The sequence below is a fragment of the Micromonospora endophytica genome, assembly GCF_003236305.1.
GTDB lineage: Bacteria > Actinomycetota > Actinomycetes > Mycobacteriales > Micromonosporaceae > Micromonospora > Micromonospora endophytica.
Genome location: NZ_POTX01000173.1, coordinates 1 through 13,820 on the forward strand (window position 1 = coordinate 1; position 13,820 = coordinate 13,820).

A 13,820-nucleotide genomic window follows, 5' to 3' on the forward strand; every position below is an offset into this window, starting at 1 on the left:
TCCCCGCCCACGCCGGCGTCTGACCGCCAACCGATCTTGGTACGAAACCGCCCCCCCCCGGAGGGGCCGTTTCGTACCAAGATTCGCCGTGGGGTCAGTGGCGGCTGGGGTAGTTGTGGGCTGATTGGCGGCCTTTGACGAACGCCAGGATGATCACTGCGGCGAGGGCGATGATGCCGATGATCACCAGCCAGCGGACCGCCTCGAGCAGCAGCCCCAGCAGAACGAGCACTCCGGCGACCACGCCGACGACCCAGAGCAGGGCGCGCATCTCCACCTCCCGAACCAAGCCGTCCGGCGGATCCGGGCGGCTTGTCGAACCAGCTACCCGGTTCCGCCCAGGTCATGCCGGCTGACCAGGACGCACGCGCCCGGGATGAGCGGCCGTGACGCAGGGTTCACGCAATATCGACGCACCGCATATCCTGTGCCCCGACCGTAATCGCCGGAGGGGATCCGATGCCGTCGCGGCAGGACCAGCTGCACTCGTACCAGTTCACCATCCAGCGGGTGGTCGCGGCCGTGGTGATGCGGGAGACCGATCCGCCGCAGTCGCCGTTCCGCCGGCTCGCCGGCGCGGCGCTGGCGAGCGTGCTGGTGGCGGCCATCGGGCTGGGCGGGTTCGCCCTCTACGGCCTGTTCGTCGGCGGTGGCGTCAAGTGGCGTGACGGCAATGCGGTGATCGTGGAGAAGGAGTCCGGCGCCCGGTTCGTCTACCGCGAGCAGCGGCTGCATCCGGTGCTCAACTACGCCTCCGCGCTGCTGATCATCGGTGCCGAGCGGCCGAAGACCGTCCTGGTGTCGCGTCGGTCGATCGAGGGTGTGCCCCGTGGCCTGCCGCTGGGCATCGCCGACGCGCCCGACTCGCTGCCGGCGGCGGCCCGCCTCGCCGGCGACGCGTGGACGGTCTGCTCGGTCGACACCACCGAGGACGGCCGGCGACAGTCCCGGTCGGTGCTGCTGATCGGCAGCGGCGCCGCCGGTGGCCGGCCGCTCGGGGAGGAGGCGTTGCTGCTGCGCGCCCCCGACGGTCAGCTGCACCTGCTCTGGCAACAACGCCGCCACCTGATCCGCGACACCGACCGGGTGCTGGCCGCGCTGGCGGTCACCAGGGCCCGAGCCGTACCGGTCGCCGCGGCCCTGCTGAACACGGTGCCGGCGGGACTGGACCTGGCGCCGCTGGAGCTGCCAGGTCTCGGCGAGTGGTCCACCCGGATCGCCGACGCCCGGATCGGCGACGTGCTGCTGGTCAAGAACTCCGGTGGCACCCGGCAGCACGCGGTGGTGCAGCGGGACGGTCTCGCCGGCATCACCGAGCTTCAGGCGGCCCTGCTGCTCGCCCGGACCGGGCAGCGGGCGCCAGAGGAGATCAGCCTCGGCCGGTTCGCGGCTCTGCCGAAGCGGGACGACCTCACGCCGACCGGTCCGCACGCGCCACCGCACGCACCGCCCCGGCTGGCCACCATGGCCGCCCCGACGCTCTGCGCCGGGGTCGCCGACGAGGCCGGGCAGGTCGAGTTGCGGCACGGTGCGGAGTTGCCGGAGCTGACCGCGGCCCCACGCGCCAGCAGCGGGCCCGCCGGTCCGGTGGTGGCCGACCACGTGCTGGTGGAGCCGGGGCGGGGCGCGCTCGTCGAGTCGGTGCCCGCACCCGGCGCGACCGGTGGAGCGATCTCCGTGGTGACCGATCTCGGCCGCCGGCACGTCCTCGCCGACGCCGGTGTACGCGCCATGCTCGGCTACGGCGAGTCGCGCCCGCTCCGGCTCCCGGCCGGCGTGGTCAGCCTGGTCCCGGCCGGCGCGGGCCTCGACCCGGCGGCAGCCCGGCAGACGGCGGCCCCCGCCTGATGCTCCCCGTCGCGACTCTTCCCCGTGGAAGGGTCGGGTGTCAGGCGGGGAAGGGGCGGGATCGGCGGGCGTCGGCGAGGACCTCCGCCCACCAGCGCAGCTCGGTCAGGGTCGCGGCCAGCGCCCGGGAGAGATCCGTGTCCGGGGCGTACCGGCCCTGGTCGTCGAGGGACCGCCAGGGTGCCGGCAGCCCGATGACCCGGCGGGTCGTCACGACGCTCAGTTCGGCGAGCACCCCGCGTAGGTGTTCGATCGTCGCGTACCCGCCCTGGACGCCGTAGGCGACGACGGTGGCCGGTTTGTGGTGCCACTCGCCGTAGTGCCAGTCGATCAGTCGCTTCAGCGAGGCGGGATAGCTGTGGTTGTACTCCGGGGTGACGAACACGTACGCGTCGGCAGCGGCTATCCGGTGGGCGACCTCGCTCTTCGGCCCGCCGCCGGGACAGAGGAGTTCGTCGTCGGGCAGCGTGACCTCGGCGATGTCGATCAGGTCGGCGTCGATCGACGGGTCCAGGGCGGCGACGACCCAGCGGGCGATCGCCGGGCCCATCCGCTCCTTACGGACGCTCGCGGAGATGACGGCGACGCGTACCCGGGACGGGGGCGCCGCGGCGGCCGGTTGGCTGTGCTGTCCGGTCGAAATGGTCACGCCCGAAACCGTGCATCGTGAACATAGGTTGAAGTCAAGTCGGGAGGCGTTAGTCTGCGGTCATGACGCCTCTCACGCCCTCCACCAGGACACTCGGTGTCGGCGACGTCGCCGTTCACAGTGGCGTCGCGCCGTCCGCCGTCCGCTTCTACGACAACCACGGCGTCATCAGGGCGGTACGCACCTCGGGCAACCAGCGTCGCTTCGACGAGTCCGCCGCGTGCCGGATCCAGGTGGCCAAGCTCGCCCAGCGGGCGGGGCTGACCGTGCGGGAGATCGCCGACCTGTTCGCCGATCTCTCCGACCAACCCACCCCCGAGGAGTGGGGTCGGGTCGCGGAACGTCTGGTGTCCGAGGTCGAGGAACGGGTACGCAACCTCAAGGCGCAGCTGGCCGCGATGCAGTCGGGGGCGAAGCTGTGCGAGATCGGCCGGAGCGATCCGGCATCCTGAGCGGCTTGACTTCACCATATGGTGAACCCCGATCGTCGGGGCATGAGTGATCCAGACGCACGGGCGCTCGCCGCGCTCGTCGAAACGGCCACGATCGTCGGTCTCGGCACCAGCACCCGGGAGGCCCACGAGACCTTCCGGCTGGTCGAGCAGACCACGCACGCGTTGATCCAGCACGGGTTCCGGGTCGTCGCGTTGCACGACAACGAGCGGGTCTGCGACCGCTACGACCGGTTCGTCCGAGGTGGAGACGTCGACTTGGACGCGGCACTACGCCAGGCGTGGGGTCCGTGGCGCACGACCGAGATGCGTGACGCGGTGCACCGGATCCGCCGGCACAACGCACACCACCCGGGGGATCCGGTGCGCGTGGTCGGCATCGCCGGTTCCCGTACGCTGCCCGCCGACTACGACCGGGTGCTGGCCCTGCTCGCCCCGCTGGACCAGCCGACCGCGACCCGGGTGGGGGAACTCTTCGCCGTCATCCGTACCGCCCACGACAGCGGCGAACACGTCCAGCGTCTGCACGGCACCCATCCCGGCGTGCCGTACGTCGAACTCGCCCGCACCGCCCGCGACCTGGCCACGCGGCTCGACGGCGGCCCGGGACACGACGACGCGGTGCGGCTGATGGACGGGATCGTCGACTTCCACGCCAATGCGATAGGTGTCGGGTACGACGCCGAGCGGGAGGAGCGTGCCGCAGCCGAACGACTCCTGGACCATCAGCGGCGCACCGGTGCCCGCATCGTGCTCTGGGAGAGCAGCCCCCGGGTCGCGGCACACGGCCACGTGATGACCGGCGCGCACCTGCGGGCGGCGCTGGGGGACCGGTACGCCGCCGCGCACATCACCTTCGGTCGGGGACGGATCCCCGGCACCGAGATCCCGGACCCCGACCCGACGTCACTGGAGGCGCGGCTGCTCCACGGCGATGCGGTACGGATCGTCGACCCGCACTCCCTCGCGAACGATTCCGACCAGCCCTGGCGGACCCGGGTGATCTCCGGTCTCTACCAGGCCGACCGCGACGCGGAGCACTACTACGAGCTGCCGTCGCTGGCCGGCAGTTTCGACGCGGTCGCGGTCATCCCCACGGTCACCGCGATCAGCCCGCTACCTGATTGAGCGGAGTCTCGGCGGCGAGACGTTGCCGGCGGGCGGTGCCCCATGCGCCCAGCGCCCGCAGCGCCTCGTTGAGCGACGTGCCGTGTTCGGTGAGGGAGTATTCCACCCGGGGCGGCACCTCACGGTAGACCTCACGGTGCACCAGCCCGTCCTCCGCCATCTCGCGTAGGTGCTGAATCAGCATCTTCTCGCTGACCCCGGGCAGGCCGCGCCGCAGCTCACCGAAACGGCGTACGCCGTGGTGGTGCAACTCCCACAGGATCAGCGACTTCCACTTGCCCGACACCACGTCCATCGCGGCGTCGAGGCCGCAGATGTACGGCCCGCGTCTCGCCTCCGCTGCCAATGAGTCCTCCTTGGACACCTGGTGGAACCCAATACTTACCACCAGGTGAGTATTGAACAAAATAGTAGGTACTTGCCCGGCAGAAGGTGTCGGGGAAGCATTTCCGACGGCACCAGCAAGAACGTCGGAAAAGAGCAGAGGAAAATGATGACAAGCACAACCTTCCTGGGTACGGGGGCGATGGGTGGTGTGCTCGCGGCCGCCGTACTCGACGCCGGCCGGCCCGTCACGGTGTGGAACCGCAGCCAGGACCGGGCGCAGTGGCTCGGCGAGCGGGGTGCCACTGTCGCGGCCACCGTCACCGAGGCCGTCACCGGTGCCGAGGTGACGGTGGTCTGCCTGTTCGACCACCGGTCGGTACGCGAGGTACTCGATCCGGTGGCCGACCGGCTCTCCGGTCGTACCCTGGTCAACCTCACCACCACCACGCCGGACCAGGCCCGCGAACTCGCCACCTGGGCGGCGACCCACCAGATCGACTACCTCGACGGTGCGATCATGGCGGTGCCGGCGATGATCGGCGGGCCGGGGTCCGCGGTGCTCTACAGCGGTTCGGCCACCGCCTTCGACACTCACCGGGGACTGCTCGACCGCTCGGGTGCGAGCAGTCACCTCGGCGCCGACGCCGGTCTGGCGTCCCTGTACGACCTGGCGATCCTTGCCGGGATGTACGCGATGTTCGCCGGCTTCAGCCACGGCGCGGCGATGGTGGCGGCGGACGGTGTGTCCGCCACCGACTTCGCTACCCGGGCCGCGCCCTTCCTCGCCGCCATGACCGGATCGCTGGCGGGCAGCGCCGCTGTCATCGACGCCGGCAACTACGCGGGCGAGGGCCAGCAGAGCCTGGAGTTCACCCGGGTCGCGCTCGAAACGATCATGCAGGCCAGCCGGGACCAGGGCGTGAGTACGGAGGTGCTGCGCCCGATCCACGATCTCGTCCACCGGCAGATCGCCGCCGGACGCGGCACGCAGGGCTCCGACCGGATCTTCGAGGAGCTGCGGCGGCCCCGATGACCGCCGGTGGGGTCAGGCGGGCCGGCGCAGCAGGCTGACGGCGAAGTCGGCGTCGTCGTGCCAGGGGCGCAGGTCCCAGGTGGCGAAGCGGTGCTCCCGGTGTAGACCGGCGGCGGTCACATGGGTGTCGAAGGTGGCCAGCGGATAGCCCCGGTCGGTGCCGAAGCCGACCGCGAGCACCCCGTCCGGGCGCAGGTGCGCGGCCACCCGGCGCAGCACCGCCACCTCGGTGCCCGGGGCGACGAAGGTCATCACGTTGCCGGCCAGCACCGCCGCGTCGAACGGCGCCGCCTCGCCGGCCGCCGCGAGGTCCAGCTCGGCCAGGTCGCCGACCAGCCAGTGGGGCCCCGGGTGGTCGGTGCGGGCGGCCTCGACGAGCACCGGGTCGGCGTCCACCCCGACCACCGTGTGGCCCCGGGCGGCCAGCGCGGCGCCGACCCGGCCGGTGCCGCAGCCGGCGTCCAGGATCCGCGATCCCGGCGGCACCAGCGCGTCCACCAGCCGCGCCTCACCGGCCAGGTCGGCACCCTCGGCCGCCAGCTGCCGGAACCGGTCGACGTACCACTGGGAGTGCTCCGGGCCGGTGTCGGTGACCCACCGGGTCGGGTTGCCGGTGCTCTGCTCGCTCATCCGACCACCGTAATCCAGCCCGGTGGCGGCGCTGGGCGCGGCTGAATGAGGCCGATGACCGCCCGGTGCTACCGTGATCTGACCCATGGTGAGCGGGAAGTTGGTGCCGGCCACACCGGACGAAGATGAGCTGTGGCGGCTGGCTGTGCGCACGCTCGACGGCAACTGGGAGCACGACCACACGGCGCCGTCGCGGACCCTCTACCCACACCAGTGGAGCTGGGATTCGGCGTTCATCGCGATCGGCTGGGCACATGTCCACCCCGATCGCGCCTGGACGGAGCTGACCAGCCTCTTCGATGCCCAGTGGCGCGACGGACGGGTGCCGCACATCGTGTTCAACCCGGCGGTGCCCGTCGACGCGTACTTCCCCGGCCCCGGTTTCTGGGCCTCGGCGGCTGTCGACGGGGCACCCCGGGTGGCCACCTCGGGGCTGGTCCAGCCGCCGGTGCACGCGCTGGCCGCATGGCACGCCTACCGGCGCGCCCCGTCGGAGTCGGGGCGTGCCGCGCTGGGGCGGCTCTACCCGCGACTGGTGGCCCAGCAGCGCTACCTCGCCACCCACCGCGATGTCGGCGGTGCCGGGTTGGCCAGCATCGTGCATCCGTGGGAGTCCGGGTTGGACAACAGCCCGGCCTGGGACGCACCGCTGGCCGCGGTACCGGCCGAGGTGGCGGCGCTGGGCGCGTACCGACGGCGGGACCTCGCCCACGCCGCCGCCGCGCACCGGCCCACGGACCTGGACTACGCGCGCTACGTCGCGATCGTCACCGCCTACCGGACGGCCGGCTACCGCGACGACGGCCTGGCCGACGAGCATCCCTTCCTGGTGGAGTGCCCGCTGTTCAACGCGGCGATGGGCGCCGCCGAGCACGCGCTCGCGGGCATCGCCGGCGAGATCGGTGCGGACCCGGGCCCGCACACCGAGCGTGCGGCCCGGATCACCACGGCGCTGGTGAACCGGCTGTACGACCCGACCACCGGCACCTTCCACCCGCGTGACCTGCGTACCGGCCGGCTGACCCCGGCCCGTACGGTGCTCGGCCTGACCCCGCTGCTCCTGCCCGACCTGCCGGCGCGCCAGGTCGAGGCGATACGTGTCGAGGCGGTTTCGTCCCGGTTCGGGCTGGCCACCCGGATGCCCCGCCCGCTGCCCAGCCACGACCGCACCGCCGCCGACTTCGAGCCGCTGCGCTACTGGCGCGGCCCGAGTTGGATGAACATCAACTGGCTGGTCCGGCACGGGTTGCTCGGGCACGGGCACACTGAGCTGGCAGCCGGACTGCGGGCGTCGATGATCGAGTTGGCGACCACCGCCGGCTGCCACGAGTATTTCCATCCGGAGACCGGCGTCGGCCTCGGCTCCCCGGCGTTCGGCTGGACGGCGGCGCTGCTGCTGGACGTGCTGGCGACACCGGACCGGTGACGGCGAGGCAGGGGAGAGGCGCGATGGTGCGGGACATTCAGGACGAGCAACTCGACCGCCTCACCGGTGTGCTGGCCGCCATGAGCCGGGAGGCCGCCGCGGCGATCCGGGGCGCCAGCGCCGCCCTGTTCGACGCCGATCGGGCCGCGGCCGAGGCGGTGGTGGCCGGCGACGTGGTGCTCGACCGGTATCGGGCCGAGGCGGAGGCGATGATCCCCGAGGTGCTGGTCCGGCACCAGCCGGTCGCCTCCGACCTGCGGCTGGTGGTGTGCGCGCTGCGGATCGCCGCCTCCCTGGAACGGATGGGTGACCTGGCGGTGCACATCGCGAAGGTCGTCCTGATGCGGCACCCGGTGGGTGTGGTGCCACAGCAGGCGGCGGCGGTGCTGAGCACGATGGCGGACGCGGCGGCCCGGATGGCGGACAAGGCCGCGGTCGTGCTGGCCACCCGCGACCAGGTCGACGCCACCCAGCTCGGGCTCGACGACGACGAGGTCGACGCCGCCGAGAAACGGCTGCTGTCGCTGCTGGTCTCCGGCTGGCCGTACGGCGTGGAGTCGGCGATCGACCTGGCGCTTGTCGCCCGCTACTACGAGCGGTACGCCGATCACGCGGTGAACGTCGCCCGGCAGGTGGTGTTTCTGGTCACCGGAACGATCCGGCTCTGACCGCCAAGTTCATTTTTCGTTCACCTGGTGCCGGGAGTACGGCTACCTGGGCCTCCTAGCTTGACTCGCGTACGGCCCGGACGGGCTGATGCACCCCGATAGAGAGGCTTACCTGGTGAACCGCAACGTGCTTTCGCGGCGCGTCCTCGCCGGCGTCGCGCTTGCCGCGCTCGCGCTTACCGGCTGTGGTAGCAACGACAACGGCACATCGCCGGGCGGCAGTGGCGGCAGTGGCACCTACGCCGACCTGTCCGGCGAGCTGAAGGCGTCCGGCGCCAGCTTCCCGGACGCGTATTACCAAGAGGTCATCGAGGCGTTCAAGGCTGAGGCCGCCGACGTGACGGTCACCTACAACGCGACGGGCTCGGGCACCGGCAAGAAGCAGTTCGGTGAGGGCCTGGTCGACTTCGCCGGCACCGACAGCCTGGTCAAGGAGACCGACGGCGTGGCCGCCGGTTCGTTCCTGTACGTGCCGACGGTGGCCGCGCCGATCACCGTCTCCTACAACCTGTCCGGCGTCGACAAGCTCCAGCTCAGCCCGGAGACGCTCGCCAAGATCTTCCAGACCGACATCAAGACCTGGGACGACGCGGCGATCAAGGCCGACAACCCCGGCGTCGAGCTGCCGAACACCCCGATCGTGGTGGCGCACCGCTCCGACGGCTCGGGCACCACCAGCAACTTCACCAAGTACCTCGACGCCGCCGCGGCCGGCACCTGGAAGCTCGGCAGCGGTGACACGGTGGCCTGGCCGGCCAGCACCCAGGGCGGCGAGAAGAACACCGGCGTCGCGCAGATCGTGCAGCAGACCAACGGCGCCGTGGGCTACGTCGACCTCAGCGACGCCAAGGCCACCGGGTTGAAGTTCGCCGCCATCAAGAACAAGGACGGCCAGTTCGTCGAGCCGACGCTGGAGGGCACCACCGCCGGCCTGGAGGGTGCCGAGATCGCCGACGACCTCAGCTACAACCCGCTCAACGCCGCTGGCGCCAGCGCCTACCCGATCACCGCGCCGACCTTCATCATCGTGAAGACCTCCTACGGTGACGCCGCCAAGGCAGACCTGGTCAAGGGCTTCCTCAAGTACCTGCTCAACGACGGCCAGGAACTGGCCAAGGAGATCGACTTCGCGCCGCTGCCCGCCTCGCTCAAGGAGCAGGCGCTGGCCCAGGTCGACAAGATCCAGGGCTGATCAGGATCGCTGGAGTCGGCCAGCCGGGGACGGGATCACCACGATCCCGTCCCCGGCGCGGAGCACCTGAGCTGGAGTGAAGATGACCGTGACGAACAAGTCCCCCGCCGCCCGACCGGTGCTGACCCGGCGCGGCGGCAGTGCCGTCGGTGACCGCGTCTTCTCCTGGTGGACGCTCGGCACCGGCTTGCTGGTGCTGGCGATCCTCGGGCTGATCCTCATCACCACCGTCCGCGAGGCATGGCCCGCGTTCGACGCGATGGGCCTCCGATTCCTCACCGAAAGGATCTGGGACCCGAACCCGGCGACCGGCGACGCCATTTTCGGGGCGCTGTCGTTCGCGTACGGCACTGCGGTCTCGTCGCTTATCGCCCTGCTGTTCGCGGTGCCGGTCTCGGTCGGCATCGCGCTGTTCCTCACCGAGTTGGCGCCCCGTCGGCTGCGCGGGCCGGCGGTGACCGTGATCGACCTGCTCGCCGCCGTGCCGTCGGTGGTCTTCGGCCTCTGGGGCATCCTGGTCGTCGCCCCCGCCCTGGTTCCGGTCTACCAGTGGATGCACGACATCCTCGGCGGGATCCCGCTGCTCGGCCGCCTCTTCGGCCCGGTCGGCAGCGGCCGCAACTTCATGACCGCCGGCCTGATCCTGGCGATCATGGTCACGCCGATCATCACGTCGATCACGCGTGAGGTGTTCAGCACCGTCCCGCGCGCCGACAAGGACGCCGCTCTCGCGCTCGGCGCGACCCGCTGGGAGATGATCAAGGGTGCGGTCCTGCCGCACAGCTTCGGTGGCGTGGTCGGCGCGGTGATGCTCGGCCTCGGCCGGGCGATGGGGGAGACCATCGCGGTCGCCCTGGTCATCGGTGGTGCCACCAACATCACCGCGAACATGTTCGCCCCCGGCAACTCGATGGCCGCGGTCATCGTGCAGCAGTTCGGCGAGTCCACCGGCACGTTCACCGCCGCGCTGATCGGCCTCGGCGTCGTGCTGTTCGCGATGACGGTACTGATCAACGTGCTCGCCCGCTCGGTCGTCCGGCGGGCCGAGGCCCGGATGAAGGGAAGCCTCGCGTGACCGCCACCGCACCGCCCGTCACCCGTCCGGCCGCCGCCGGACCCGACCTGACCCGGGCGGCCCTGTCCGGCGGCCGCCGGTTGCGCAACCACCTCGCCACGACCGCCATCTGGGGGGCCGTGCTGCTGGCCGTCATCCCGCTCGCCCTGGTGACCTACACGGTCGTCGTCAAGGGTGCCGGGGTGATGAACCTGTCCTTCCTGACCGGGGACATCCCGAACTCGTACCGGCGCGTCGGCGGCGGCATGGCACCGGCGATCGTCGGCACCCTGCTCATCACCGGGATGGCCGCGCTGATGGCCATCCCGCTCGGTGTCTTCGGCGCCGTCTACCTCAACGAGTACGGCAAGCAGCGGCCGCTGGCCCGGCTCATCCGGCTGATGGCCGACGTGATGACCGGCGTGCCGTCGATCGTCATGGGCCTGTTCATCTACATCTCCTGGGTGCTGCTGGTCGGCGAGCAGACCGGCTTCGCCGGCGCCCTGGCGTTGGCCTGCCTGATGCTGCCGGTGGTGATTCGCAGCAGTGAGGAGATGCTCCGGCTGGTCCCCGACGAGCTGCGGCAGGCGAGCATGGCGTTGGGCGCCCGCAAGTGGAAGACCACCCTCACCGTGGTGCTGCCGGCGGCCATCTCCGGCATCACCAGCGGCGCACTGCTGGCCGTCGCCCGCGCGGCCGGCGAGACCGCGCCGATCATCATCGTCACGGGCATCGTCTTCGCGCCCAACTGGAACCTCTTCGACGGCTCCAACACGGCGCTGCCGGCGCAGATCTTCCGCAACGCCAGCACCTCGTTCCCCGCCGCCCAGGACCGCGCCTGGGGCGCGGCCCTGACGCTCATCGTGATCGTGCTCGGCTTCACGATCATCGCCCGATTCATCTCGAGCCGGTTCGCCATCAAGGAGCGCTGACATGGCCAGCAACGACACCCACACCACCACCCGCCCCTCCGTCGCGATACACCCCGCCGGCACCACCGCCTCCGGCACCGAACCGGCCGGCGCGCCGGTGATGCAGCTGCGCGACGTCAGCGTCTACTACGGCAGCTACGAGGCGGTCCGGGGCACCACGATGCCGATCCAGCAGAACCAGGTCACCGCGATGATCGGGCCCTCGGGATGCGGCAAGTCCACGGTGCTGCGGGCGCTCAACCGGATGAACGACCCCATCCCGGGCGCCCGGGTCAGCGGTGAGGTCTCGTTCCACGGGCAGGACCTGTACGCCAGGGACGTCGACCCGATCCAGGTCCGCCGCCACATCGGCATGGTGTTCCAGAAGCCGAACCCGTTCCCGAAGTCCATCTTCGACAATGTCGCGTACGGGCTGCGGATCAACGGCATCAAGGGCCGCCTCGACGACCATGTGGAGGAGGCGCTGACCCAGGCCGCCCTCTGGGACGAGGTCAAGGACAAGCTGCGCAAGAGCGCCCTCGCGCTCTCCGGCGGTCAGCAGCAGCGGCTCTGCATCGCCCGGACGATCGCGGTCAAACCGGAGGTCATCCTGATGGACGAGCCCTGCTCGGCGCTGGACCCGATCGCCACGGCGAAGATCGAGGATCTGATGGTCGAGCTGACGAACGACTACACCATCGTCATCGTCACGCACAACATGCAGCAGGCCGCCCGGGTCAGCCACCACACCGCGTTCTTCACCGCCGAGGTGGACGAGCAGCAGGTGCGGCACGGCCGACTCGTCGAGTTCAGCCAGACCGGCAAGCTCTTCACCAACCCCGCGGACAAGCGTACGGAGGACTACATCACCGGCCGCTTCGGCTGAGCCACGGAAACCAGAGCCGGTACGCGATGAACAACCTCGTCGAGACCACCACGGGTGACGGGCGTTTCGTGCTGCTCGTGGTGGACGACGACGAGAGCGTCGGTGCCGCGCTGGTCACCCAACTGGCCGCGCACCGGGTACGCGGACACCACTACCCGCACGCCGCCGAGGCCCTGCTGGCCGCGGGCGCGCTGCGCCCGGACGCGGCGGTGGTCGCCGCCGGGCTGACCACCATGAACAGCAGCGAGCTGGTCCGGCTGCTGGCCCGGCGGGCCGGCATCCCGACCGTGGTCGGGGTCGGCGATGACGACGGCGGAGCCGCCGCGGCCGGGCTCAGAGCGGGAGCCACGGCCGGGGTACGGCGTCCGTACCGGGCCGAGGAGGTGCTGCCGATCCTGCGCGGGATCCGCCCGGAGACCGCCGGCACCCTCGATCCGCCCATCGAACTCGGCGGGCTGTGGGCGGACCCGTCGACGTTCGAGGTGCGTCTGCACGGCCGGACGGTGGCCCTGCCGCTGAAGGAGTTCCGGCTGCTCTACTTCTTCATGGGGCACGCCGAGCGGATCATCACGCGCGAGCAGTTGCTGGCCGCGGTCTGGGGGGCGACGGCCGACGACACGTCGAACACCCTCACCGTGCACATCAAACGGCTGCGCCGCCGGCTCGCGCTGGACGGGAAACAGCCGCCGATGATCGTCACCGTACGCGGCCTGGGCTACCGGTTCGTGCCGGCCACCCGGTCAGCCGAGCAGGATGAAGATCGGGGCACCGACGAGCGGACCGAGCAGCGTGCCCGCGACCACCTGACCCGGGGTGTGGGCACCCAACCGGACCCGTGACCAACCCACCAGCCCGATCAGGAGCAGCAGCGGGCTGGCCACCGGGCCGAGGACGTAGGTGAGCGCGGTCACCGACGCGGCGCAGACCGCCGCGTGGGCGCTGAGCTTCCAGACCTGGTTGACCGCGGCGATCGCGGCCACGATGGCCAGCATCGCCAGCACCAGGGCGACGAGCGGCCCCGGCGCGCCGAGCAGCACCAGCATCAGCAGGCCGACCAGGACCGAGACCAGCCCGTACAGCATCGGTCGGCGACGCTGGGTCCGTACCCCGATGTGATGGTCGGTGAGCTGACCGCGTCGTACGCCCAGCCAGATGATCCCGTACGGGATGACGGAGCAGAACAGTACGGCCAGCGCGCCCCAGCCGACCCCGACCGCGACGGCCGGCGCGGTGCTGTGCACGGCGATCACCATGGGCAGGACGGCGGCGAACACCGCGGGTGCGAACACCTCGGTGCTGACGCGGGCGATTCGATGAGAGGTGGACCGGGGGGTCCGGTCGACGACGGTGGGCACGGGCTCACGGTACGGGTACCGGTTCCACCGGCGCGGCCCCTTCGTTTACCGGGGGCGGGCGGGGGTATCCAGCGCGGCGCTGACGACGGGAGGACGCCGTGCGGTTTCCCCTTTTCGTCGACGCGGTGGCGCGTCGCTCCGGCCTTACGCCCGACCTGGCCGCGACTGTCGCACGGGCGGTGTTGCAGACCGTCGTGGAGCGGATGACCGGCCCGGGCAGCGACCCGACCGGCTACCTGCCGGCCGAACTCGGTGCCGGGT

General features: G+C 71.2%; 15 protein-coding genes and 1 pseudogene. 11 read left to right on the forward strand and 5 right to left on the reverse strand.

Going from position 1 to position 13,820, the window contains the following annotated elements; genetic code table 11:
- Positions 1 to 94: 94 nt before the first annotated feature.
- The gene (locus C1I93_RS31715; RefSeq protein WP_181445273.1) at positions 95 to 271 is read right to left on the reverse strand and encodes a hypothetical protein; all 177 of its coding nucleotides are present in this window, start codon (positions 269 to 271) and stop codon (positions 95 to 97) included.
- 188 nt (positions 272 to 459) lie between these two features.
- On the opposite strand from C1I93_RS31715, the gene eccB reads away from it, so the two are divergent.
- On the forward strand, positions 460 to 1,848 hold the full coding sequence (gene eccB, locus C1I93_RS21615) for a type VII secretion protein EccB (protein ID WP_111245121.1): 1,389 nt from the start codon (positions 460 to 462) through the stop codon (positions 1,846 to 1,848).
- 40 nt (positions 1,849 to 1,888) lie between these two features.
- On the opposite strand, the gene C1I93_RS21620 is transcribed toward eccB, so the two are convergent.
- Positions 1,889 to 2,497 (reverse strand): NADPH-dependent FMN reductase, encoded by a 609-nt coding sequence (locus C1I93_RS21620; RefSeq protein WP_223256450.1) that lies wholly within the window; start codon positions 2,495 to 2,497, stop codon positions 1,889 to 1,891.
- Between the two features lie 62 nt (positions 2,498 to 2,559).
- Between C1I93_RS21620 and C1I93_RS21625 the strand changes: the two genes are divergently transcribed.
- Entirely contained in the window at positions 2,560 to 2,949 is a 390-nt protein-coding gene (locus C1I93_RS21625; RefSeq protein ID WP_111245122.1) for a MerR family transcriptional regulator, read from the forward strand.
- Positions 2,950 to 2,991: 42 nt separating this feature from the next.
- Positions 2,992 to 4,077 (forward strand): erythromycin esterase family protein, encoded by a 1,086-nt coding sequence (locus C1I93_RS21630; RefSeq protein ID WP_181445274.1) that lies wholly within the window; start codon positions 2,992 to 2,994, stop codon positions 4,075 to 4,077.
- On the opposite strand, the gene C1I93_RS21635 is transcribed toward C1I93_RS21630, so the two are convergent.
- Positions 4,058 to 4,423, reverse strand: coding sequence for a winged helix-turn-helix transcriptional regulator (locus C1I93_RS21635; protein ID WP_111245134.1), 366 nt, complete (start codon positions 4,421 to 4,423; stop codon positions 4,058 to 4,060). The two genes, C1I93_RS21630 and C1I93_RS21635, sit on opposite strands and share 20 nt — an antisense overlap.
- Positions 4,424 to 4,570: 147 nt before the next feature.
- Here C1I93_RS21635 and C1I93_RS21640 point away from each other — a divergent pair, with 147 nt between their 5' ends.
- Entirely contained in the window at positions 4,571 to 5,437 is an 867-nt protein-coding gene (locus tag C1I93_RS21640; RefSeq protein WP_223256448.1) for an NAD(P)-dependent oxidoreductase, read from the forward strand.
- A 12-nt stretch (positions 5,438 to 5,449) separates the two neighbouring features.
- On the opposite strand, the gene C1I93_RS21645 is transcribed toward C1I93_RS21640, so the two are convergent.
- Entirely contained in the window at positions 5,450 to 6,067 is a 618-nt protein-coding gene (locus tag C1I93_RS21645) for a class I SAM-dependent methyltransferase (RefSeq protein WP_111245125.1), read from the reverse strand.
- Between the two features lie 85 nt (positions 6,068 to 6,152).
- Between C1I93_RS21645 and C1I93_RS21650 the strand changes: the two genes are divergently transcribed.
- From C1I93_RS21650 to C1I93_RS21680, 7 genes and pseudogenes are all read left to right on the forward strand, one after another.
- Positions 6,153 to 7,493, forward strand: a complete 1,341-nt coding sequence (locus tag C1I93_RS21650) for an MGH1-like glycoside hydrolase domain-containing protein (protein ID WP_111245126.1) — start codon at positions 6,153 to 6,155, stop codon at positions 7,491 to 7,493.
- A 23-nt stretch (positions 7,494 to 7,516) separates the two neighbouring features.
- Positions 7,517 to 8,161, forward strand: coding sequence for a phosphate signaling complex protein PhoU (gene phoU, locus C1I93_RS21655; RefSeq protein WP_111245127.1), 645 nt, complete (start codon positions 7,517 to 7,519; stop codon positions 8,159 to 8,161).
- A 115-nt stretch (positions 8,162 to 8,276) separates the two neighbouring features.
- Positions 8,277 to 9,353: a phosphate ABC transporter substrate-binding protein PstS gene (gene pstS, locus C1I93_RS21660; protein WP_111245128.1), complete on the forward strand. Its 1,077-nt coding sequence runs from the start codon at positions 8,277 to 8,279 to the stop codon at positions 9,351 to 9,353.
- 82 nt (positions 9,354 to 9,435) lie between these two features.
- The gene (pstC, locus tag C1I93_RS21665) at positions 9,436 to 10,428 is read left to right on the forward strand and encodes a phosphate ABC transporter permease subunit PstC (RefSeq protein ID WP_223256446.1); all 993 of its coding nucleotides are present in this window, start codon (positions 9,436 to 9,438) and stop codon (positions 10,426 to 10,428) included.
- Positions 10,425 to 11,339 (forward strand): phosphate ABC transporter permease PstA, encoded by a 915-nt coding sequence (gene pstA / locus C1I93_RS21670; protein ID WP_111245130.1) that lies wholly within the window; start codon positions 10,425 to 10,427, stop codon positions 11,337 to 11,339. Before pstC ends, pstA begins: the two co-directional genes overlap by 4 nt.
- Before the next feature lies 1 nt (position 11,340).
- Positions 11,341 to 12,204 (forward strand): phosphate ABC transporter ATP-binding protein PstB, encoded by an 864-nt coding sequence (gene pstB / locus C1I93_RS21675; protein ID WP_111245131.1) that lies wholly within the window; start codon positions 11,341 to 11,343, stop codon positions 12,202 to 12,204.
- Positions 12,205 to 12,230: 26 nt separating this feature from the next.
- A pseudogene (locus C1I93_RS21680) lies at positions 12,231 to 12,938 on the forward strand (winged helix-turn-helix transcriptional regulator); the annotation flags it as partial.
- Between the two features lie 6 nt (positions 12,939 to 12,944).
- On the opposite strand, the gene C1I93_RS21685 reads toward C1I93_RS21680, so the two are convergent.
- Positions 12,945 to 13,559 carry a phosphatase PAP2 family protein gene (locus tag C1I93_RS21685; protein WP_223256445.1) on the reverse strand — a complete coding sequence of 205 codons (615 nt, stop codon included), beginning with the start codon at positions 13,557 to 13,559 and terminating at the stop codon, positions 12,945 to 12,947.
- Between the last annotated feature and the right edge of the window lie 261 nt (positions 13,560 to 13,820).

Excerpts from the sequence above, each read along its gene's own strand:
- C1I93_RS31715 (WP_181445273.1), bottom strand. The coding sequence starts at position 271 with ATGCGCGCCCTGCTCTGGGTCGTCGGCGTGGTCGCCGGAGTGCTCGTT.
- eccB (WP_111245121.1), top strand. The coding sequence starts at position 460 with ATGCCGTCGCGGCAGGACCAGCTGCACTCGTACCAGTTCACCATCCAG.
- C1I93_RS21625 (WP_111245122.1), top strand. The coding sequence starts at position 2,560 with ATGACGCCTCTCACGCCCTCCACCAGGACACTCGGTGTCGGCGACGTC.
- C1I93_RS21630 (WP_181445274.1), top strand. The coding sequence starts at position 2,992 with ATGAGTGATCCAGACGCACGGGCGCTCGCCGCGCTCGTCGAAACGGCC.
- C1I93_RS21640 (WP_223256448.1), top strand. The coding sequence starts at position 4,571 with ATGACAAGCACAACCTTCCTGGGTACGGGGGCGATGGGTGGTGTGCTC.
- C1I93_RS21645 (WP_111245125.1), bottom strand. The coding sequence starts at position 6,067 with ATGAGCGAGCAGAGCACCGGCAACCCGACCCGGTGGGTCACCGACACC.
- C1I93_RS21650 (WP_111245126.1), top strand. The coding sequence starts at position 6,153 with ATGGTGAGCGGGAAGTTGGTGCCGGCCACACCGGACGAAGATGAGCTG.
- phoU (WP_111245127.1), top strand. The coding sequence starts at position 7,517 with ATGGTGCGGGACATTCAGGACGAGCAACTCGACCGCCTCACCGGTGTG.
- pstC (WP_223256446.1), top strand. The coding sequence starts at position 9,436 with ATGACCGTGACGAACAAGTCCCCCGCCGCCCGACCGGTGCTGACCCGG.
- pstB (WP_111245131.1), top strand. The coding sequence starts at position 11,341 with ATGGCCAGCAACGACACCCACACCACCACCCGCCCCTCCGTCGCGATA.